19 protein-coding genes are annotated in these 19,720 nt (G+C 71.8%); 14 read left to right on the top strand and 5 right to left on the bottom strand.

Annotation, left to right across the window (positions count from 1 at the left end; translation table 11 throughout):
* Nucleotides 1–12 precede the first annotated feature (12 nt).
* Together AB0N06_RS01415 and AB0N06_RS01410 are read right to left on the bottom strand one after the other, a co-directional pair.
* Nucleotides 13–708 (bottom strand): gamma-glutamyl-gamma-aminobutyrate hydrolase family protein, encoded by a 696-nt coding sequence (locus tag AB0N06_RS01415; protein ID WP_366132736.1) that lies wholly within the window; start codon nt 706–708, stop codon nt 13–15.
* A 92-nt stretch (nt 709–800) separates the two neighbouring features.
* On the bottom strand, nt 801–1,541 hold the full coding sequence (locus AB0N06_RS01410) for an FCD domain-containing protein (RefSeq protein ID WP_366132735.1): 741 nt from the start codon (nt 1,539–1,541) through the stop codon (nt 801–803).
* 75 nt (nt 1,542–1,616) lie between these two features.
* Between AB0N06_RS01410 and AB0N06_RS01405 the strand changes: the two genes are divergently transcribed.
* Genes AB0N06_RS01405 through AB0N06_RS01395 form a run of 3 tightly spaced genes read left to right on the top strand, consistent with a single transcriptional unit; the run spans nt 1,617 to nt 5,173 of the window.
* Complete coding sequence (locus tag AB0N06_RS01405) at nt 1,617–2,978, top strand: glutamine synthetase family protein (protein ID WP_366132734.1); 1,362 nt, start codon at nt 1,617–1,619, stop codon at nt 2,976–2,978.
* A gap of 8 nt (nt 2,979–2,986) precedes the next feature.
* Nucleotides 2,987–4,378, top strand: a complete 1,392-nt coding sequence (locus AB0N06_RS01400; RefSeq protein WP_366132733.1) for an aldehyde dehydrogenase family protein — start codon at nt 2,987–2,989, stop codon at nt 4,376–4,378.
* Nucleotides 4,379–4,384: 6 nt separating this feature from the next.
* Complete coding sequence (locus AB0N06_RS01395) at nt 4,385–5,173, top strand: 3-oxoacyl-ACP reductase (protein WP_366132732.1); 789 nt, start codon at nt 4,385–4,387, stop codon at nt 5,171–5,173.
* Between the two features lie 232 nt (nt 5,174–5,405).
* On the opposite strand, the gene AB0N06_RS01390 is transcribed toward AB0N06_RS01395, so the two are convergent.
* Nucleotides 5,406–6,608 carry an amino acid deaminase/aldolase gene (locus AB0N06_RS01390; RefSeq protein WP_366132731.1) on the bottom strand — a complete coding sequence of 401 codons (1,203 nt, stop codon included), beginning with the start codon at nt 6,606–6,608 and terminating at the stop codon, nt 5,406–5,408.
* Nucleotides 6,609–7,045: 437 nt separating this feature from the next.
* On the opposite strand from AB0N06_RS01390, the gene AB0N06_RS01385 reads away from it, so the two are divergent.
* Entirely contained in the window at nt 7,046–8,023 is a 978-nt protein-coding gene (locus tag AB0N06_RS01385) for a hypothetical protein (protein ID WP_366132904.1), read from the top strand.
* On the top strand, nt 8,020–9,225 hold the full coding sequence (mycP, locus tag AB0N06_RS01380; RefSeq protein ID WP_366132730.1) for a type VII secretion-associated serine protease mycosin: 1,206 nt from the start codon (nt 8,020–8,022) through the stop codon (nt 9,223–9,225). Before AB0N06_RS01385 ends, mycP begins: the two co-directional genes overlap by 4 nt.
* 18 nt (nt 9,226–9,243) lie before the next feature.
* Here the strand turns inward: mycP and AB0N06_RS01375 are convergent, their stop codons facing one another.
* Nucleotides 9,244–9,948: a serine hydrolase gene (locus AB0N06_RS01375; protein WP_366132729.1), complete on the bottom strand. Its 705-nt coding sequence runs from the start codon at nt 9,946–9,948 to the stop codon at nt 9,244–9,246.
* A gap of 10 nt (nt 9,949–9,958) precedes the next feature.
* Between AB0N06_RS01375 and AB0N06_RS01370 the strand changes: the two genes are divergently transcribed.
* Nucleotides 9,959–10,231, top strand: coding sequence for a hypothetical protein (locus tag AB0N06_RS01370; protein ID WP_366132728.1), 273 nt, complete (start codon nt 9,959–9,961; stop codon nt 10,229–10,231).
* A 37-nt stretch (nt 10,232–10,268) separates the two neighbouring features.
* Nucleotides 10,269–11,042, top strand: coding sequence for an SseB family protein (locus AB0N06_RS01365; RefSeq protein WP_366132727.1), 774 nt, complete (start codon nt 10,269–10,271; stop codon nt 11,040–11,042).
* Between the two features lie 136 nt (nt 11,043–11,178).
* On the opposite strand, the gene AB0N06_RS01360 is transcribed toward AB0N06_RS01365, so the two are convergent.
* A complete protein-coding gene (locus AB0N06_RS01360; protein ID WP_366132726.1) occupies nt 11,179–11,541 on the bottom strand; it encodes a DUF1844 domain-containing protein in 363 nt (120 codons plus the stop codon).
* A 341-nt stretch (nt 11,542–11,882) separates the two neighbouring features.
* Here AB0N06_RS01360 and infC point away from each other — a divergent pair, with 341 nt between their 5' ends.
* The 7 genes from infC to pheT all read left to right on the top strand — a co-directional run bounded on the left by infC (nt 11,883) and on the right by pheT (nt 19,518).
* Nucleotides 11,883–12,596 (top strand): translation initiation factor IF-3, encoded by a 714-nt coding sequence (gene infC / locus AB0N06_RS01355; RefSeq protein WP_366132725.1) that lies wholly within the window; start codon nt 11,883–11,885, stop codon nt 12,594–12,596.
* A gap of 120 nt (nt 12,597–12,716) precedes the next feature.
* On the top strand, nt 12,717–12,911 hold the full coding sequence (gene rpmI / locus AB0N06_RS01350; protein WP_030918579.1) for a 50S ribosomal protein L35: 195 nt from the start codon (nt 12,717–12,719) through the stop codon (nt 12,909–12,911).
* 106 nt (nt 12,912–13,017) lie between these two features.
* The gene (rplT, locus tag AB0N06_RS01345; protein ID WP_003970214.1) at nt 13,018–13,401 is read left to right on the top strand and encodes a 50S ribosomal protein L20; all 384 of its coding nucleotides are present in this window, start codon (nt 13,018–13,020) and stop codon (nt 13,399–13,401) included.
* Between the two features lie 116 nt (nt 13,402–13,517).
* On the top strand, nt 13,518–14,360 hold the full coding sequence (locus tag AB0N06_RS01340) for an RNA methyltransferase (protein ID WP_366132724.1): 843 nt from the start codon (nt 13,518–13,520) through the stop codon (nt 14,358–14,360).
* Between the two features lie 132 nt (nt 14,361–14,492).
* Nucleotides 14,493–15,668, top strand: a complete 1,176-nt coding sequence (locus AB0N06_RS01335; protein WP_366132723.1) for a PAS domain-containing sensor histidine kinase — start codon at nt 14,493–14,495, stop codon at nt 15,666–15,668.
* 197 nt (nt 15,669–15,865) lie between these two features.
* A complete protein-coding gene (gene pheS, locus AB0N06_RS01330; protein ID WP_358859871.1) occupies nt 15,866–17,005 on the top strand; it encodes a phenylalanine--tRNA ligase subunit alpha in 1,140 nt (379 codons plus the stop codon).
* Nucleotides 17,005–19,518 (top strand): phenylalanine--tRNA ligase subunit beta, encoded by a 2,514-nt coding sequence (gene pheT / locus AB0N06_RS01325; protein ID WP_366132722.1) that lies wholly within the window; start codon nt 17,005–17,007, stop codon nt 19,516–19,518. Before pheS ends, pheT begins: the two co-directional genes overlap by 1 nt.
* Nucleotides 19,519–19,720 lie beyond the last annotated feature (202 nt).

The following is a 19,720-nucleotide window of genomic DNA, read 5'->3' as shown; positions in this document are numbered from 1 at the left end:
ATCGGCGCACGGTCAGCCCCGCGTCGACGCTGCCACCAGTGCCTGCATCACCCGCAGCTCGTCCCCCATCTCCGGATGCCACTGCACCCCCAGCGCCCACCGGGCCCCCGGCAGTTCTACCGCCTCGACCGTGCCGTCCGCCGCGTGGGCCGACGCCACCAGGTCCGGCGCGAGCCGGTCCACGGCCTGGTGGTGGTAAGTCGGTACGAGGGACTGCTCGGGCACGATCGACGCGTAGCGCGTCCCCGGGACCGGCGTCACGAGGTGCTCGCCGAAGGCCCCGGCCGCGCCCAGCGGGTTGGTGTGCCCGTCCAGGTGCTGGACGAGGGTGCCGCCGAACGCCACGTTCATCAGCTGCATGCCGCGGCAGATGCCGAGCAACGGTGTACCGGACTCCAGCGCGGCACCGATCAGGGCCAGCTCCCACGCGTCGCGTTCCCGGGCGGGCGGACCGGTCCTGGCATCGCGCTCCGCGCCGTAGCGCACGGGCTCGACGTCGGCGCCGCCCGCGACGACGAGACCGTCCAGCCGGGCCACGGCGGCCGCCGCCCGTGCCGGGTCGTCCGGCGACAGCAGGGCGGCGAGGCCGCCGGAGCGCTGGACCAGCCGCGGATAGGCGGACGGGAGCAGGGCAGCGGGGAGCTCCCAGACACCCCAGCGGGCGACCGGCTCCAAGTAGGTGGTGACGCCGATGAGCGGTACGGACATGGCGGGGCCCTCCGGTCGGCCGCCTTCGGGCGGACCCGGTTCAATGGTGCTGAGAAATACCTTTGCGTTCCGATGGGCTGCCGCGCAAGCGGTCAGGCCAGGAATCCGCGCAGCAGCGCCGCCGTGCCCGCGCAGTGTTCGCGCATCAGGGCGCGTGCCGCCTCGGCGTCCCCGTCGAGCACCGCTTCGACGAGCGCGGTGTGCTGATGCTGCGAGTGCTCCAGGTTCCGTACGAGTAGCGGTATGCAGTCCAGCAGGTCGTTCACCGTGGCCCGGACGGCCGCGTACTGCGCGGCCAGCGTGGCGGATCCGGACAGTTCCGCGAGTGTCAGGTGCAGGAGCGTGTCGCGCCTGCGGTAGTCGGGCAGAGGTGCATCGTGTGTCGCAGCCAGAGCCGTACGCAGTCCTTCCGCGCCCTCGTCGGTCAGCCCGTGCATGGCGCACAGTTCGGCCGCCCCGGTCTCCAGCACCTCGCGGAAGCGCAGGAGGTCCTCGACGTCGACGGCCGCCACCCGGCGCCGCAGCTCGTCCTCGCCGGGGCTGCCGGTGCGCGGGAGCACGAACGTACCGCCGTACCTCCCGCGTCTGCTCTCCACCAGCCCCTGGTCCTGCAGCACTTTCAGGACCTCCCGCAGGGTGACGCGGCTGATCCCGAGCCGCTCGGCGAGCTCGCGCTCCGCGGGCAGCCGCTCGCCACCCGGCACCAGACCGAGCCTGACCACCTGCAGGATCTGTTCGAGCGCTTCCTCGAAGCCGTTCCCCGCCCGCACGGGCCGCAGGACAGGCCGCAGCGCCGGCTGCGGTCCCTCGATGGGCTCGCTTTCCTCCGCCACGTCCCGGCTTCCCTTCCCAACAATGGTTCTCACGCCTACCTTAGACCGACCGGCTGACCGAAGGAGGATCTTCCCGTGGCAGACCGCACAGCCCCGCTCGCGGTCGAGGAGCTACGGCTTCTCGTCGAGAGCGGTGAGATCGACACCGTCGTCCTTGCCTTCCCCGACATGCAGGGGCGGCTGCAGGGCAAGCGGTTCGCCGCCGCCTTCTTCCTCGAAGAGGTCATGGAGCATGGCACCGAGGGATGCAACTACCTGCTCGCCGTCGACACCGACATGAACACCGTCGACGGCTTCGCGATGTCCTCCTGGGAGCGCGGATACGGCGACTTCGCCATGCACGCCGACCTCACGACCCTGCGCCGGGTCCCCTGGAACGACGGCACGGCCATGGTCATCGCCGACCTCGCGTGGGAGGACGGCTCGCCCGTCGTCGCCGCCCCCCGCCAGATCCTCCGCCGCCAGCTGCAGCGCCTTGCCGAGCACGGTCTCACCGCCCATGCGGGCACCGAGCTCGAATTCATCGTCTTCAAGGACACCTACGAACAGGCCTGGAACCGCAACTACCGCGATCTGACCCCCGCCAACCAGTACAACGTCGACTACTCGGTCCTCGGCACCGGCCGCATCGAGCCCCTGCTGCGCCGCATCCGCAACGAGATGGCGGCCGCGGGCCTGACCGTCGAGTCCGCCAAGGGCGAATGCAACCCAGGCCAGCACGAGATCGTGTTCCGTTACAAGGAGGCACTGGTCACCTGCGACCAGCACGCCGTCTACAAGACCGGCTCCAAGGAGATCGCCGCCCAGGAGGGCGTCGCGCTCACCTTCATGGCCAAGTTCAACGAGCGTGAGGGCAACTCCTGCCACATCCACCTCTCCCTCCAGGACGCCGACGGACGCAACGTCATGGCAGGCGAACAGGGCGGCATGGCACCGGTGATGCGCCACTTCCTCGCCGGACAGCTCGCCGCCCTGCGCGTCTTCTCCCTGCTCTACGCGCCGAACATCAACTCGTACAAACGCTTCCAGCCCGGCTCGTTCGCCCCGACCGCCGTCGCCTGGGGCCACGACAACCGCACCTGTGCCTTCCGTGTCGTCGGCCACGGCCGCTCGACGCGGTTCGAGAACCGGCTGCCCGGCGGTGACGTCAACCCGTATCTCGCCGTCGCCGGAATGATCGCCGCCGGCCTGCACGGCATCGAGCAGAAGCTCGAACTCCCCGATCCCTGCGAGGGCAACGCCTACACCGCCGCGTACGACCACGTTCCCACCACACTCCGCGAAGCCGCCGACCTCTGGGAGAAGAGCGACCTGGCCAGGGCGGCCTTCGGCGAGGACGTCGTCGCGCACTACCGCAACATGGCGCGCGTCGAACTCGACGCCTTCGACGCCGCGGTGACCGACTGGGAGCTCCGCCGCGCCTTCGAACGTCTGTGAGGAGCGACATGACCACCGAGATCACCAAGACCGCCGAGATCACCGAGCACCTGGTTCTCGACCCCGCGACCGAGGAAGTCGTGGCGGCCGTCCCGGCCACCACCGCCGCCGAGGTCGACGCGGCCGTCGTACGGGCAGCCGCCGCGCAGCTCACCTGGGCGGCGATGGCCCCCGCCGACCGCGCCCGGCTGCTGCGCCGCTTTGCCGTCGTTGTCGACGAACACCGCGAGGAACTGGCCCGGCTGGAGGTCCGCGAGGCCGGTCACACCCTCGCCAACGCCCGCTGGGAGGCGGGCAACATCCGCGATCTGCTCGACTTCGCCGCCGGGGGAGTGGAGCGGCTGAGCGGCCGGCAGATCCCGGTCCCCGGCGGCATCGACCTCACTCTGCTCGAACCTCTCGGTGTCATCGGCGTGATCGCCCCGTGGAACTTCCCCATGCCGATCGCCGCCTGGGGCACCGCCCCCGCGCTCGCCGCGGGCAACGCCGTCATCCTCAAACCCGCCGAGACCACCCCGCTCACCGCACTGCGGCTCGCCCGGCTGGCCGTGGAAGCGGGCCTTCCCGAGCACCTCTTCCAGGTGCTGCCCGGCGCGGGCGATGTGGCGGGCAACGCCCTCGTCGAGCACCCTGGCGTCGCCAAGATCGTCTTCACCGGCTCCACCCGCGTCGGCAAACAGATCATGGCCAGGTGCGCCGCGCGCGTGAAGCGGCTGACCCTCGAACTCGGCGGCAAGAGCCCCAACATCGTCTTCGCCGACGCCGACATCGAGGCCGCCGCGGCAGCCGCCCCCATGGCGTTCCTCGACAACGCGGGCCAGGACTGCTGCGCCCGCACCCGCATTCTCGTCGAACGCTCCGTCCACGACCGCTTCCTCGGACTCCTCGCCCCAGCCGTCGCCTCGGTCGTCGTCGGCGACCCGTTCGACGAGAAGACCCGGATGGGCCCGCTGATCTCCCGGACCCAGCGGGAACGCGTACGGTCGTACGTCCCCGAGGGAGCGAACGCGATCCGCGGCAGCGCCCCCGAGGGTCCCGGCTTCTGGTTCCCGCCCACCGTGCTGACCGACGTCGAACCGGACTCCCCGGTGGCCACCGACGAGGTCTTCGGACCGGTCGCGGTCGTCCTGCCCTTCGAGGACGAAGCGGACGCCGTGCGACTCGCGAACGCCACCGAGTACGGCCTCGCCGGCTCGCTCTGGACTCGTGACGTCGGCCGCGCGCTGCGCGTCTCCCAGGCGGTCCGGGCCGGGAACCTGTCCGTCAACTCCCACTCCAGCGTCCGCTACTGGACCCCGTTCGGCGGATACAAGCAGTCCGGTCTCGGCCGGGAACTGGGCCCCGACGCCCTCACCGCCTTCACCGAAACCAAGAACGTCTTCATCAGCACGGAGGTCTGAACCGGCATGACCACAGACACCGAGAACATCTGCCGCCGCCTGGCCGGCCGCACCGCCGTCATCACCGGCGCCGGCAGCGGCATCGGCCTCGCCACCGCCCGCCGCCTGGCATCCGAGGGCGCCCACGTCGTCTGCGCGGACATCGACGAGAACGCGGGCAAGGCCGCGGCCGACGAGGTGGGCGGCCTCTTCGTACGCACCGATGTCACCGACCCCGAACAGGTCGAGGCGCTCTTCAAGGCCGCCTACGACACCTACGGCTCCGTCGACATCGCCTTCAACAACGCGGGCATCTCGCCGCCCGACGACGACTCCATCCTCACCACCGGGCTCGAGGCATGGAAGCGCGTCCAGGACGTCAACCTCACCTCCGTCTACCTCTGTTGCAAGGCCGCCCTGCCCTACATGCGACGGCAGGGCCGCGGTTCGATCATCAACACCGCGTCCTTCGTGGCGATCATGGGGGCGGCCACCAGCCAGATCTCGTACACCGCGTCCAAAGGCGGCGTCCTCGCCATGTCCCGCGAGCTCGGTGTGCAGTTCGCCCGTGAAGGCATCCGGGTCAACGCACTCTGCCCCGGGCCGGTCAACACCCCGCTGCTCCAGGAGCTGTTCGCCAAGGACCCGGAGCGCGCGGCCCGCCGGCTGGTGCATATCCCGATCGGCCGGTTCGCCGAGGCGACGGAGATCGCCGCCGCGGTCGCGTTCCTCGCCAGCGACGACTCCTCGTTCGTCAACGCCACCGACTTCCTCGTCGACGGCGGAATCTCCGGCGCGTACGTCACGCCCGTCTGATCCCGTCCGCTCCCGTGCGGGACGACGCTCCGGGCAGGCGCCCGCGCACGCCTCAAGCAGCCTGCCTGGAACTCCCGTTGACAGCGGAACTCCAGAGTGGAGGCATGAGCGGCGCGACCCCGCCCGGCCGGTATCCGGACGCCGCCGCACCGGGGTACCGGCCGAGCGCGGGACGGCACCGCACGGGCCGCCTACACGCCCTGGTGCCGCACTCCCCGCCTCGGCCGACAGGTCAGAGGAACGTCTGCCCCTCGCCCCGGTACGTCGGCACCGTCGCCGTCACCCGGTCGCCCTCGATCAGCTGCAGCTCGTTGAAACGCTCGCACAGCTCACCGGCCTTCGCGTGCCGGAACCACACCTTGTCGCCGATCAGCAGATCGTCGGCCGGGGCGCCGAGCAGCGGCGTCTGCACCTCGCCCGGACCCTCCTGCGGGTCGTAGCGCAGCCCCTCCGGCAGATACGGGACAGGCAGCCGGTCCGCACCCGCGGCCCCCGATGCCGGGTAGCCGCCGCCGAGCACCGTCACCACACCCACGCCGGGCCGCCGCACCACGGGCTGCGCGAACAGCGCCGCCGGGCGGGCGGTGAACGACGTGTAGTTGTCGAACAGCCGCGGCACGTAGAGCCCCGACCCGGCCGCGATCTCGGTCACCGCGGACTCCGCCGCCGTGTGCTGCACGCTGCCCGTACCGCCGCCGTTCACGAACTCCAGGTCCGGCGCCACCGCGCGCACTGCCCGGACCGCCTCCGCCCGGCGGGCTGCCAGCTCCTTGCGGGCCGTCGCCTGCATCAGCCGGATCGCCCGGGACCGCAACGGCCGGCCCGCGACCGCGTCCCCGACCCCGGCGATGTGCCCCTCGTACGCCATCAGACCGACCAGCCGGAAACCGGGCCTGCGCGCCACCGAGCGCGCCAGCTCCGCCAGCTGGGCGGGGGAGCGCAACGGCGAACGCCGCGCCCCGATCCTGACCCGGCCGCCGAGCAGCTGCAGCGAGGTGTCCAGCTCCAGACAGACCCGGATCTCCTCCTGGCCACCGGCCCGCGCCGCATCGATCAGTTCCAGCTGTGCGTGGTCGTCCACCATCACCGTCACCGCGGCGGCGAGCTTCGGGTCGGCGGCCAGCTCGGCGAAGGCGGACCGGTCGGCCGACGGGTAGGCCAGCAGGACGTCGTCGAACCCGGCCCGGGCCAGCCACAGCGACTCGGCGAGTGTGAACGACATGATCCCGGCGAAGCCCGGCCGTGCGAGCACCCGCTCCAGCAGGGTCCGGCAGCGCACCGACTTGCTCGCGACCCGGATCGGCTTGCCCGCTGCCCGGCGGACGAGATCGTCGGCGTTCGCGTCGAAGGCGTCCAGATCGACGACGGCGATGGGGGCGTCGAGGTGGGCGGTGGCCCGGTCGTAGCGGGTCCGGTCAGCGGCGCGGGCAGTCATGGCCGCAGCTTGCCAGACGCCACTACCGCTGGGTAGGGGGACGATCCGGGCAGATCCCGAGGGGCTGCGACGCCCCGCTCCCACCCGACCCCTCCCAGCCCGTAGAGTGACGGGCACGCGGTCACCAACGGGCCTGCCTGTGAAGGTGATCCGCGAGCGGTACGGATCGTGGACCAGGGGGGCGGATGAGTACCGAGGCGCAGCGCGCTCCCGTGCCGCCCCGCCCGACGACGCCGCCCCGCCCGGCCGGACCCCCGGCCCTGCCCACCGCGTCCCCGGCCCAGGCGACCCCCGGCCCGAATCCGGCGCAGCATCCCGCTCCACCGCAGAGCCAGAACCAGAACCAGAACCAGAACCGGACCGAGAGCCGGCCCCGGAACCCGGCCCCGGAGCAGAGGCCTGTGGAGACGACCACCCGGCTCCGTCCGGTGAGCCCGATGGCCGCCCCCGCCCCCGCACCCCCTCCGCCCCGCCCCGAGGTGCCGCCCGCCGCTACCCGCCGTCGGCCGGTCGGTGCCGTCGATCTCACACCGCGGCCCGGCGCGACACCGCCCCCGCCGTACCCGGGCGGCCCTCTCCCGTACCCCCACGGCCACCGTCCGTACCCCGCTCCCGAGACGCCCGCCGAGACCACCACCCGGCTGCGCCCCGTCCCCACCCGTCACCCGGCCAGGGCCGCGGCCGCGGCGGCCTGTGTCGTGCTCGGGCTCGGGCTGATCGGCGGCGCCGTCACCGGGGCCTATCTCACCAGCGAGTCCTCTGCCGATCCCGTTGCCCGTGACCCCTACGTCACCGGCCGCACCGCCTGGCGTGACATCCCCGTGGACACCCTTTTCCCGCGCACCCTCAAGGGCGAAGGCGCGGGTCCCGGCGGTGCGGACCGGGTCTGGACCCGGATCGGCGTCGCCCCGGACAGCGGCTGCACGAGCGGGCTCGACCCCCTGCTCCTCAAGACGCTCCGACCGGTCGGCTGCGAACGGCTGCTGCGAGCCACGTACGCCGACGCCACGTCGAGCAGCGTCACCACGGTCGGCATGGTCTTCACCGAGGGCGGAACGGACGAGATGAGGGCGCTGAGCACTCGCTTCACCGACCAGCACCTCGACATCCGCACCGACCTCATGCCCCGTACGTACGCCGTCAAGGACACTGCTGCCGCCGGGTTCGGCGACGGACAGCGCGCCACCTGGACCGTCCATGTGCTGACCGAGGTACCGGTCGTCGTGTTCGCCGTCTCCGGCTTCGCCGACGGGCGTACGGTCACCCATCCGCAGCCCGTCGCCAAGGCGCTGGCCGCGGACTCCACGGCGGCCGTGGCGCAAGCCGGTCTCGGTCATGAGGCCAAGGGCATCGCCGACCGGATCGAGCGCGGGCTGCGCCGGACCGTCACCGACCTCTCGGAGAAGCCGCGATGAGCAGCCGACGCCCTCACCGCCGCGCACTCGGCGCGGTCTGCGCCGCCACCGCGTTCGCGCTGCTGCCCGCCGTTCCCGCCCGCGCGGACACGATCCGGCCCCAGCAGTGGGGCCTCCAGGCGCTCCACACCGACCGGGCCTGGCAGACCACCAGGGGCAAGGGGGTCACCGTCGCCGTCGTCGACACCGGGGTCGACGGCAGCCTCCCCGACTTGGCGGGCCAGGTGCTGCCCGGCAAGGACATGATCGGTTTCGGCGCGGGGCGCGGCGACCGTTCCTGGGCCCGGCACGGCACCGCGATGGCCGGCATCATCGCGGGCCGCGGTCACGGCATCGGCCGCGGCGACGGGGTGCTCGGCATCGCCCCCGAGGCGAAGATCCTTCCGGTCAGGGTGATCCTCGAAGCCTCCGACCCGTCCCGCGCCAAGGCCCGCGAGTCCCGCGGTACGGCCCTGGCCGACGGCATCCGCTGGGCCGCCGACCACGGCGCCGACGTCATCAACCTCTCCCTCGGCGACGACAGCGAGTCCGCGCACCCCGAGGGCGGTGAGGACGCCGCCATCCAGTACGCGCTGAAGAAGGGTGCCGTCGTCGTCGCGTCGGCGGGCAACGGGGGCGAGAAGGGCGACCACATCTCGTATCCCGCCGCCTACCCCGGTGTGATCGCGGTCGCCGCCGTCGACCGGTACGGCTCGCACGCGGCGTTCTCCACCCGCCGCTGGTACGCCACTGTCAGCGCCCCCGGCGTCGACATCGTCGTCCCGTCCCCCGACCGTCACTACTACATCGAGTGGGGAACCTCGGCCGCCTCGGCGTTCGTCTCCGGCGCGGTCGCGCTGGTCCGGGCCGCACACCCGGGGCTGTCGCCCGCCCAGGTCAAGAAGCTCCTCATGGACACCGCGCGCGACTCACCCGAGGGCGGCCGCGACGACTCCCGGGGCTACGGCATCGTCGACCCGGCAGCCGCGATCAAGGCGGGCGGCGCGCTCCGCCCGGCCGGGATCAAAGCCGATTCGGCCGCGTCCGCCGACTCCGCGAAGGCCGGCTACAGCAGCCGGTACTTCGGTCCGGGCCCCACCTCGCGGCACAAGGGCGAAGCTCCCGTCGGCTGGCTCGCCCCGGTCGCGGGCGGCCTCGGAGCCGTACTGCTGGCGCTGGCCGTACTGCTGTGGCGCGGCAGGAAGTCCTCCGTGCGCCGCTGAAGCAGAGCCGGGGCGCGCTCACCGCGCCTCGTCGAGCACCCTCACCGCGGCCTTCGCGACCGACTCCACCCGCTCGATGCCCGTCTCCTTCGTCGGCTGCTCGGCGGAGAGCACCGCCACCAGATACGTGTGCCCGTCGGCCTTCACCCGCCCGATGCTGTTGATGTCCCACAGCCCGGTGGCGCTCCGCGGCATCCAGCCGTTCTTCAGCGCCCAGTCGCTGCCCGCCGCCGACACCCCCCAGTGCTGGTCGGCCGCCACGTGGCGCATCAGCCCCTGCAGATACGTACGGGAGGCCCCGGTCAGCTTCGAGTCCGTACCGAACACCGTCTGCAGCAGCTTCAGCTGATCCGCCGACGTCGTCTGTGTCAGTCCCCAGGCCTGGGCGGCGGTCGTACGCGTCAGACCGAACCGCTCGTTGGCTGCGTCGAGTCCGGCGGCCCCGCCGATCGCCCGCATCAGCGAGGTCGCGGCGTCGTTGTCACTGTTCTCGATCATGGTGACGGCCCGGCTGCGCTCGTAGCCGGTGAGCTTCCGCTCGTCGTCCTGGGCCTGGAGCAGCAGTGCCGCGAGGATGTCGACCTTCACGATGCTCGCGGTGGCGTACATCCGCTTCCCGTACACCGCGCCGGCGCCGCTGCCGGTGTCCAGCACCGCGGCCGACATGGTGGAGTCACCGGTCAGCGGCGCCACCACCGCTGCCAGCTCCGCGTCGAGATCCACCTGGGGCTCCTTGCTCGTCACCACCGGGCCCGGCGGCGTCGGAGCCGGTGAGTCCGTGGCCGACGACGCGGGCGCCGTCGACGATACGGAGGCGACGGGACGGGGCGCCGCATCCGAGGGCCGGCCCATCAGATACATGCCTCCCGCGGCCGAACCTGCCGGCAGGACCACGGCCGTCATAGCGGCGGACAGCACGGACGTGCGCACCCCCGGCATCGGCATCGGCAGGGACATGGAGCGGACGCTGGGAAGAGGACCTGGCAGCGGGCTGTGGCGCACCTGAGGGCATCGTGAGAAACCGCACCGACTACGCTCGCCCTGTGGCGATGAAGAACATTCCGGACCCCGGTTACTCCGACGACGACGGCACGGCCGACCCCGCACTCACCGCGGCGCTCGCCGCCTGGGCCGAGGACCGGACGGCCGTCGGCCCGGTCCTCGAAGCGCTGAAGGGAACCAGGCTCCTGGTCCCCGTCGTCGCCGTCCTCGGAGAGGTGGAGCAGGACGAGGAGGACAGTCGCGAAGCGCCCGGCAAGGGTGGTGGGCGACGGGTGGGCGGGCTGCGCCGCGAGAAGACGAGTGACATGGCCGTCCCCACCCTCCAGGCCGGAGACCGTCGCGCACTGCCCGCTTTCACCTCCACCGCCTCGCTGGCCCGCTGGGACCCGAAGGCCCGCCCCGTCGCCGTACCCCTGCACCAGGCGCTGCAGGCGGCCGCACACGAGAAGGCGGACACGGTCGTGCTCGACCTCGCCGGTCCCGTGGCGTACGAACTGACCGGCTCCGCGCTGCTCGCCCTTGCCGAGGGCCGTACCAGCGCCGACCCGCTGGACGACCCGGCGGTCACCTCCGCGGTACGCGACGCGGTCGCCGCCGAGCCCGCCGTGCTCCGCGCCCACCTCGTCCCGGGACGGTCGGGCGGCACTCTCGCCCTGGTCCTGGCGCCCGAAGCGGCCCCCGCCGAGACGGCCCGCCGGGTTGCGGAATCGCTCGCCGCCGACGAGGTCCTGCGGGCACGCCTGGTGCGGGGCCTGGACCTCGCGCTCCTTCCGGCCGACACGGTCGCGCCCGGTGAGCCCCTCTTCACACGCTGATCACTGAGACCGACCGGCCCACCCCGCCCCGGGGTGTGCGGAGTTCAGCTGGGCGTGACGCGGAGATGCAGTGAGCCCCTGCCCGGACGCGGGCAGGGGCTCACGGTCGTACGGAGGGAACGAGAGGGACGGTGGCTCAGCCGAAGACGGGGCCGGTGTACTTCTCGCCGGGGCCCTGGCCCGGCTCGTCCGGTACCAGCGAGGCCTCGCGGAACGCCAGCTGCAGCGACTTCAGTCCGTCCCGCAGCGGCGCCGCGTGGAACGAGCTGATCTCCGTGGCGCTCGCGTCCAGCAGGCCGGCCAGCGCGTGGACCAGCTTGCGGGCCTCGTCGAGGTCCTTGTGCTTGTCGCCGTCCTCGGTGAGGCCGAGCTTCACGGCGGCCGCGCTCATCAGGTTGACGGCGACCGTCACGATCACCTCGACCGCGGGGACCTCGGCGATGTCGCGGGTCATGTCGTCGAAGCCGGGGGTTTCACTGCTGGGGGTCGCGTCGCTCATGCGCCATACGATAGGCCCACGCCGGCCCGGCTCCGTCTGCGGGAGTGGGCTGCGGCAGTCGGTTAGCGCCCGCCTTGGCGAGCTGCTAACCTGGTGTAACGACCGGCTGGGCAGCTATGAGCCCGGCCCGCAAGTGGAGGCTCCGATCTCCCACCTGACCATCCTCCGGGACGGCAGGTCACCGGTCAGGTGGCGCCCATCGTTCCGTACGGACGATGGAGCCGCCCGATAGCCCCGCGGTTGGCCGCGGCGGTGTTCCGGTTTTCCAGGAGCCCCGCCTGCGTCCCGTCCGGGGCATTTTTCATGCACTGGTGCGGTTGGTCTCACGAAACAGACGTTACGTGGCTGTCCGCCAGGCGGCCGCGTGGTGCTACCGAGGAGGATCCATCAGCGCCGAGCCCCGCATTAACGACCGGATTCGCGTTCCCGAGGTGCGACTTGTCGGTCCCAGCGGCGAGCAGGTCGGGATTGTTCCGCTTGCCAAGGCCCTGGAACTCGCACAGGAGTACGACCTCGACCTGGTCGAGGTGGCGGCGACCGCCCGTCCGCCCGTGTGCAAGCTCATGGACTACGGGAAGTTCAAGTACGAGTCGGCCATGAAGGCCCGTGAGGCGCGCAAGAACCAGGCGCACACGGTCATCAAGGAGATGAAGCTCCGGCCGAAGATCGACCCGCACGACTATGACACCAAGAAGGGTCACGTCGTCCGGTTCCTCAAGCAGGGCGACAAGGTCAAGATCACGATCATGTTCCGTGGTCGTGAGCAGTCCCGCCCTGAGCTGGGCTTCCGTCTGCTCCAGCGTCTCGCTTCGGATGTCGAGGAACTCGGCTTCATCGAGTCGAACCCGAAGCAGGACGGCCGGAACATGATCATGGTTCTGGGCCCGCACAAGAAGAAGACCGAAGCCATGGCCGAGGCCCGTGAGGCCCAGGCCGCCCGCAAGGCGGGGCGTCAGGGTTCCACCCCGGACGCCGAGGCTGCTGCGGAAGAGGCTGCCCAGGCTCCGGCCGAGGCGCAGCCCGAGGCTTCGGCCGAGACACCTTCCGAGGCGTGACCTCAGGGGGCGCCATCCAGGCGGCCCCGGGTCCCCTCGGGATCCCCACCAAGATCTGACGCCCCTGCTGTCCGGTGCCTGCACCGCGAGGGGCGCCACTTACGAGGAGAGAACGGCGCGATGCCGAAGAACAAGACGCACAGCGGTGCCAGCAAGCGATTCAAGATCACCGGCTCCGGCAAGGTGCTCCGCGAGAAGGCCGGCAAGCGCCACCTGCTCGAGCACAAGTCGTCCAAGAAGACCCGCTCGCTGACCGGCACGGTCGTCGTGGCTCCGGCCGACGCCAAGAAGATCAAGAAGCTTCTCGGCAAGTGAGGTTCGGCCCCCGGTGAATCCGGGGGCGCGACCTCGATCACACCGGGACCAATTCGTTTCCGGGCCGTGTGAGTCCAACCACGGCCCCGCTACAAGGAGTTAACAAGTGGCACGCGTCAAGCGGGCAGTCAACGCCCACAAGAAGCGCCGGGCAATCCTCGAGGCCGCCAGCGGTTACCGCGGTCAGCGCTCGCGCCTGTACCGCAAGGCCAAGGAGCAGGTCACCCACTCCCTGGTCTACAACTACAACGACCGCAAGAAGCGCAAGGGCGACTTCCGTCAGCTGTGGATCCAGCGCATCAACGCCGCTGCCCGCCAGAACGGCATGACGTACAACCGCCTCATCCAGGGTCTGAAGGCCGCCAACATCGAGGTGGACCGCAAGATCCTGGCCGAGCTCGCGGTCAACGACGCCAACGCGTTCGCCGCTCTCGTCGAGGTTGCCCAGAAGGCTCTCCCGAGTGACGTCAACGCCCCGAAGGCCGCCTGATCCAGGGCACACTTCTTGGCTTTTGAGCCGGACCCGCAGGCGCTCGTCGTCTGCGGGTCCGGTGCGTTGGACCCCTTGTTCCGTACCTCCGCACGCAGAGAGGCCCGCTGCCGACCATGGCCACCCCCGAACTGATCTCCCCGCGGTCGCCGCGCGTCGCCGCCGCCCGGCGCCTCGCCCGCCGCAATTTCCGGGGCAAGGAGCGACGGTTCATCGCCGAGGGGCCGCAGGCCGTGCGCGAGGCCGCCGGGCACCGCGGCAGTGACGGCGAGCCGACCCTGCTTGAGCTCTTCGCCACCGTCGAGGCGGCCGAGCGGTACGCCGACATCATCGACGCCGCCCACGCGGCCGGCGCCCGGGTGCACCTCGCGGACGGCGACACGCTCGCCGATGTGTCGCAGACCGTCACCCCGCAGGGACTCATCGGCGTCTGCCGGTTCCTCGACTCGCCGTTCGAGTCCGTCCTCGCCGCGAAGCCCAGCCTGGTCGCCGTCCTTGCGCACGTACGCGACCCCGGGAACGCCGGTACGGTGCTGCGCTGCGCCGACGCCGCGGGCGCCGACGCCGTCGTCCTCACCGACGCCTCCGTCGACCTGTACAACCCCAAGTCCGTGCGTGCCTCGGTCGGCTCGCTCTTCCATCTGCCGGTCGTCGTGGGCGTACCGGTCGAGCAGGCCGTCCAGGGGCTGCGGGACGCGGGAGTACGGATCCTCGCCGCCGACGGCGCGGGCGACGACGACCTCGACGACGAGCTCGACGCGGGCACCATGGGCGGTCCCACCGCCTGGGTCTTCGGCAACGAGGCGTGGGGGCTGCCCGAGGAGACCCGGGCGCTGGCCGATGCCGTCGTCCGGGTGCCGATCCACGGCAAGGCGGAGAGCCTCAACCTCGCCACCGCGGCGGCGGTCTGCCTGTACGCCTCGGCCCGCGCCCAGCGCCCCCGCCGTACCGCCGGCTGACCGCCCCCGTACCCCGCCGACCGGCGCACCTCAGCAGTGCGCCCCCACAGGGTGTCGCTCCGTCACCGACGACTAGTAGGGTGGCGAACTCGGGGGCCCACTGCACCGGTTCGAGAGGTGGGGTACGGGAATATGTCTGTCGGCATGAGCAGGCCGCGCGAGACACACGCGGCCGACGTGCGCGCCGACCGGGGTCCGGACGGTGAGAGCGCCCCGGCGGACGGTGAGGGCACCGGCCCCGCGGAGGACACCGTCGCATCCGGCATCGACCCGGACGACTTTCCCGACGGACTCGTCATCGCGGACAGGACAGGCCGGGTCATCTGCTTCAACGCGGCGGCCGCCCGGATCACCGCCGTACCCGGGGCCGCCGCACTCGGCCGCCCGCTGGAGCACGTACTGCCGCTGGAGGACCTCAAGGGCCGACGCTGGTGGGCCCTGACCGATCCGTACGGCGGCCTCGCCACCCGGGTCGGCCAGCCCGAGCGAAACCTGCTGCTCCCAGGCGGCCGCGAGGTCCTGGTCGCCGCCCGTTACGTCCGTGAGTACCCGACCGGTCCGGTACGCCGGCTGGTGATCAGTCTGCGCGGCACCGAGGCCCGTCGCCGCACCGAGCGCAGCCACGCCGAACTGATCGCGATCGTCGCCCACGAACTGCGCTCCCCGCTGACCTCCGTCAAGGGCTTCACCGCGACGCTGCTGGCCAAGTGGGAACGGTTCACCGACGACCAGAAGCGCCTGATGCTGGAGACCGTCGACGCCGACGCCAACCGCGTCACCCGGCTCATCGCCGAGCTGCTCGACATCTCCCGGATCGACTCCGGCCGCCTGGAGCTGCGCCGCCAGCCGGTCGACCTCTCCGCCGCCGTGGAACGCCACGTCCAGGCCCTCACCGCGAGCGGCCAGGCGCCCGACCGCTTCCTCGTCCGCACCCGGCAGCCGCTGCCCGCAGTGTGGGCCGACCCGGACAAGGTCGACCAGGTCCTCGGCAACCTGCTGGAAAACGCGGTGCGCCACGGCGAGGGAACCGTCACCATTGAAGTCGCCCCCGCACCCGCGAAGAGCGACGAGAAGGGAACAGCCGTCACCGTGAGCGACGAAGGCCCCGGCATTCCCGAGGAGTCGATGGGCCGCGTCTTCACCCGCTTCTGGCGGGGGAGCAAGCGCGGCGGTACGGGGCTGGGCCTCTACATCGTCAAGGGCATCGTCGAGGCGCACGGCGGCACGATCACGGTCGGCCGCGGCCCCGGCGGCGGCGCAGAATTCCGATTTATTCTGCCCGTGGGGGCTCCGGCCTATCTGAAATAGGAGCGTCCGCGAGGCAATCCGGCAGGGCGGTGGCGGGCGACGGGAGGGCCTGAGCAGCCCGCGGGCTTTCTCCACCCCTCGTGGCCTTTAGACTCGACCTTTGGCACCTTTGCGTCCTCCAGTCGTCGAGCGGGGCCGCGGGGTCCGGGGTGTCCCCGGTTCAGAGCAGTACCAGCCAATCGGAAGCACGGGAAGAGATGTCGGCACCGAACAAGTCGTACGACCCAGTCGAGGTCGAGGCACTGAAACCGGAAGAGATCGAGCGCATGCGGGACGAGGCGTTCGCCGCCTTCGCCGCCGCGGGCGACCTCGACGCGCTCGCCCAGGCGAAGACCGCGCACACCGGTGGTACCTCGCCCCTGTCCCTCGCCAACCGGGAGATCGGCGCACTGCCGCCGCAGGCCAAGGCCGAGGCGGGCAAGCGTGTGGGCCAGGCCCGCGGCGCCGTGAGCAAGGCCCTTGCCGCGCGTCAGGCGGAGCTGGAGGCCGAGCGGGACGCCCGTGTGCTGGTGGAGGAGGCGGTGGACGTCACGCTGCCGTACGACCGCACCCCGGCCGGCGCCCGCCACCCCCTGACGACCATCATGGAGCGCGTCGCGGACGTCTTCGTGGCCATGGGCTACGAGATCGCGGAGGGCCCCGAGGTCGAGGCGGAGTGGTTCAACTTCGACGCGCTGAACTTCGTGCCCGACCACCCGGCCCGGCAGATGCAGGACACCTTCTTCGTCCAGGGCACCACGCCCGACGGGAAGCCGACCACGGGCGACGAGTCCGGCATCGTGCTGCGTACGCACACCTCGCCGGTCCAGGCCCGCACCCTGCTCGACCGCGAGCCGCCCGTTTACGTCGTCTGCCCCGGGCGGGTCTACCGCACCGACGAGCTCGACGCGACTCACACCCCGGTCTTCCACCAGATCGAGCTGCTCGCCGTCGACGAGGGCCTCACCATGGCGGACCTCAAGGGCACCCTCGACCACATGGTCCAGGCGCTTTTCGGCCCGGAGATGAAGACCCGGCTTCGGCCGAACTTCTTCCCGTTCACCGAGCCGTCCGCCGAGATGGACATGGTCTGCTACGTCTGCCGCGGCACGTCCGTCGGCAACCCGGACCGCCCCTGCCGCACCTGCGGCAGCGAGGGCTGGATCGAGCTCGGCGGCTGCGGCATGGTCAACCCCAAGGTGTTGATCGCCTGCGGCGTCGACCCCCAGAAGTACAGCGGATTCGCCTTCGGGTTCGGCATCGAACGGATGCTGATGTTCCGCCACAACGTCGAAGACATGCGAGACATGGTCGAGGGTGACGTCCGGTTCACCCGGCCGTTCGGGATGGAGATCTGATGCGGGTCCCGCTTTCCTGGCTGCGGGAGTACGTCGACCTGCCGGCGACGGAGACCGGCCGTGACGTACAGGCCAAGCTCGTCGCCGTGGGGCTGGAGGTCGAGACCGTCGAGCACGTCGGCGCCGGCCTCAAGGGCCCCCTGGTCGTCGGACAGGTACTGACCATCGAGGAGCTGGAGGGCTTCAAGAAGCCCATCCGCTTCTGCACCGTCGACGTCGGCTCCGCCAACGGCACCGGTGAGCCGCAGGAGATCGTCTGCGGAGCCCGTAACTTCGCCGTGGGCGACAAGGTCGTCGTGGTCCTCCCCGGAGCCGTGCTGCCCGGCGACTTCGCGATCGCCGCGCGCAAGACGTACGGCCGGACCTCGCACGGCATGATCTGCTCCACCGATGAGCTCGGCATGGGCGACGACGGCACGCACGGCATCATCGTGCTGTCGCCGGAGCACGAGGTCGGCACGGACGCGATCGAGCTCCTCCAGCTCGTCGACGAGGTCCTGGACATCGCCGTCACCCCTGACCGCGGCTACTGTCTCTCGATGCGCGGTGTCGCCCGTGAGACCGCCATCGCGTACGGGCTGCCGCTGCGCGACCCGGCTCTCCTCGACGTGCCCGCGCCGAACGCCTTCGGCTACCCGGTGAAGGTGGCCGACCCGTTCGGCTGCGACCGGTTCACCGCGCGCACCGTCGTCGGCCTGGATCCCGAGGCGCGTTCCCCGATCTGGATGCAGCGCCGGCTGCAGAAGGCCGGGATGCGACCGATCTCGCTCACCGTCGACATCACCAACTACGTGATGCTGGAGCTCGGCCAGCCGCTGCACGCCTACGACCGCACCCGTATCGACGGGCCGATCGGGGTGCGCCGCGCCCAGCAGGGCGAGAAGCTCACCACGCTCGACGGCACGGTCCGCGTCCTGGACGCCGAGGACCTGGTCATCACCGACAACCGCGGGCCGATCGGTCTCGCGGGGGTCATGGGTGGCGCCAACACCGAGATCGCCGACGCCCGGAGCGGTGAGAACACCAGCACCGAGGTCGTCATCGAGGCCGCGCACTTCGACGCGATCTCGATCGCCCGGACCGCACGCCGCCACAGGCTGTCCTCCGAGGCGTCCAAGCGCTTCGAGCGCGGCGCCGACCCGCAGGCCGCGGCCGCCGCCGCGCAGCGCACCGTCGACCTGCTGGTGCTGCTCGCGGGCGGCACCGCCGAGGCCGGCGTCACCGAGGTCACCGCTCCGTCCGCGCCCCGCACCATCGTGATGCCCGCGGACCACCCCGATCGGGTGGCCGGTGTCGTGTACGGCCGCGAGACCGTCGTACGCCGCCTCCAGCAGGTCGGCTGCGACGTCTCCGGGCAGGACGAGCTCCTCGTCACCGTGCCGTCCTGGCGGCCCGACCTGAGCGAGCCGAACGACCTCGCCGAAGAGGTCATCCGGCTGGAGGGCTACGAGAACCTCCCGTCGACACTGCCGACGCCGCCGTCCGGGCGCGGGCTCACCGACCGCCAGCGGCTGCACCGCAGGGTCGGCCGGGCACTCGCCGGAGCCGGCTATGTCGAGGCGCTGAACTACCCGTTCATCGGCGACGCGGTGCTGGACCAGCTCGGGTTCGACGCCGACGACGCCCGCCGCCGTACGGTCAAGCTCGTCAACCCGCTCTCCGACGAGGAGCCGGCGCTGCGCACCACGCTGCTGCCGGGCCTCCTCGGCGCACTGCGGCGCAACGACGGCCGCGGCAGCCACGACCTGGCGCTCTTCGAGACGGGGCTGGTCTTCCGGCCGACCGGCGAGGAGACCGCGGCCGTACGGCTGCCCGTCGACCGCCGTCCCGGCGACGAGCAGATCGCCGGGCTGAACGCGGCGCTGCCGCATCAGCCGCGCCGCGCCGCCGTCGTCCTCGCGGGCGCCCGCGAGCAGGCCGGCTGGTGGGGCAAGGGCCGCCCGGTGGACTGGGCGGACTCCATCGAGGCCGCTCGTGCCATCGCCCGCGAGGCGGGTGTCGAGCTCATCGTCCGGAACGACCAGCACGCGCCGTGGCACCCCGGCCGCTGCGCCGCGCTGTTCGTCACGGCGAACGACGCGGAGGCCCTCGTCGGGCACGCCGGTGAGCTGCACCCGGGCGTCATCAAGGAGCTCCACCTGCCGGAGCGGACCTGCGCCATGGAGATCGACCTCGACCTCCTGGAGCAGGCCGTCGACGGCGCGCTCCAGGCGCCTCGGATCTCCACCTTCCCGGTGGCGACCCAGGACGTCGCGCTGATCGTGGCGCAGGACGTGCCCGCCGCCGACGTGGAGCAGGCGCTGCGGGAGGGCGCGGGTGAACTCCTCGAATCGCTGCGGCTGTTCGACGTGTTCACCGGCGAGCAGATCGGCGAGGGCAGGAAGTCCCTGGCGTACGCGCTGCGGTTCCGTGCGCCGGACCGCACCCTGACCGTCGACGAGGCCACGGCCGCCCGCGACGCGGCGGTCGCGCTGGCCGCGGAGCGGACGGGCGCGGTGCTGCGCGGCGCGTAGCGCGCCGACGGCGACCGGCCATCGAGGCCGAACCGGCCGCAGAAGGTGAGGAGGGGGCGTATCCGGCTACCGGATACGCCCCCTCCTTCTGTGCTCGCCGAGCGGCGGGGGACCGCACGCGGGCCCCGGCCCGGCCCGGGGGAACCCGGTTCCGGTCCGACCCCGCAGCCACCCTCCGATCAGTGGGCAGTGGGTCGTGCGA

It is taken from the genome of Streptomyces sp. NPDC051020, assembly GCF_040683105.1.
Lineage (GTDB): Bacteria > Actinomycetota > Actinomycetes > Streptomycetales > Streptomycetaceae > Streptomyces.
This window is presented reverse-complemented; position numbering and strand designations above follow the sequence as displayed.

Excerpts from the sequence above, each read along its gene's own strand:
- AB0N06_RS01340 (WP_366132724.1), top strand. The coding sequence starts at position 13,518 with ATGGCCACCCCCGAACTGATCTCCCCGCGGTCGCCGCGCGTCGCCGCC.
- AB0N06_RS01415 (WP_366132736.1), bottom strand. The coding sequence starts at position 708 with ATGTCCGTACCGCTCATCGGCGTCACCACCTACTTGGAGCCGGTCGCC.
- AB0N06_RS01360 (WP_366132726.1), bottom strand. The coding sequence starts at position 11,541 with ATGAGCGACGCGACCCCCAGCAGTGAAACCCCCGGCTTCGACGACATG.
- AB0N06_RS01385 (WP_366132904.1), top strand. The coding sequence starts at position 7,046 with ATGGCCGCCCCCGCCCCCGCACCCCCTCCGCCCCGCCCCGAGGTGCCG.
- AB0N06_RS01395 (WP_366132732.1), top strand. The coding sequence starts at position 4,385 with ATGACCACAGACACCGAGAACATCTGCCGCCGCCTGGCCGGCCGCACC.
- AB0N06_RS01400 (WP_366132733.1), top strand. The coding sequence starts at position 2,987 with ATGACCACCGAGATCACCAAGACCGCCGAGATCACCGAGCACCTGGTT.
- mycP (WP_366132730.1), top strand. The coding sequence starts at position 8,020 with ATGAGCAGCCGACGCCCTCACCGCCGCGCACTCGGCGCGGTCTGCGCC.
- pheT (WP_366132722.1), top strand. The coding sequence starts at position 17,005 with ATGCGGGTCCCGCTTTCCTGGCTGCGGGAGTACGTCGACCTGCCGGCG.
- AB0N06_RS01390 (WP_366132731.1), bottom strand. The coding sequence starts at position 6,608 with ATGACTGCCCGCGCCGCTGACCGGACCCGCTACGACCGGGCCACCGCC.
- AB0N06_RS01335 (WP_366132723.1), top strand. The coding sequence starts at position 14,493 with ATGTCTGTCGGCATGAGCAGGCCGCGCGAGACACACGCGGCCGACGTG.
- pheS (WP_358859871.1), top strand. The coding sequence starts at position 15,866 with ATGTCGGCACCGAACAAGTCGTACGACCCAGTCGAGGTCGAGGCACTG.
- rpmI (WP_030918579.1), top strand. The coding sequence starts at position 12,717 with ATGCCGAAGAACAAGACGCACAGCGGTGCCAGCAAGCGATTCAAGATC.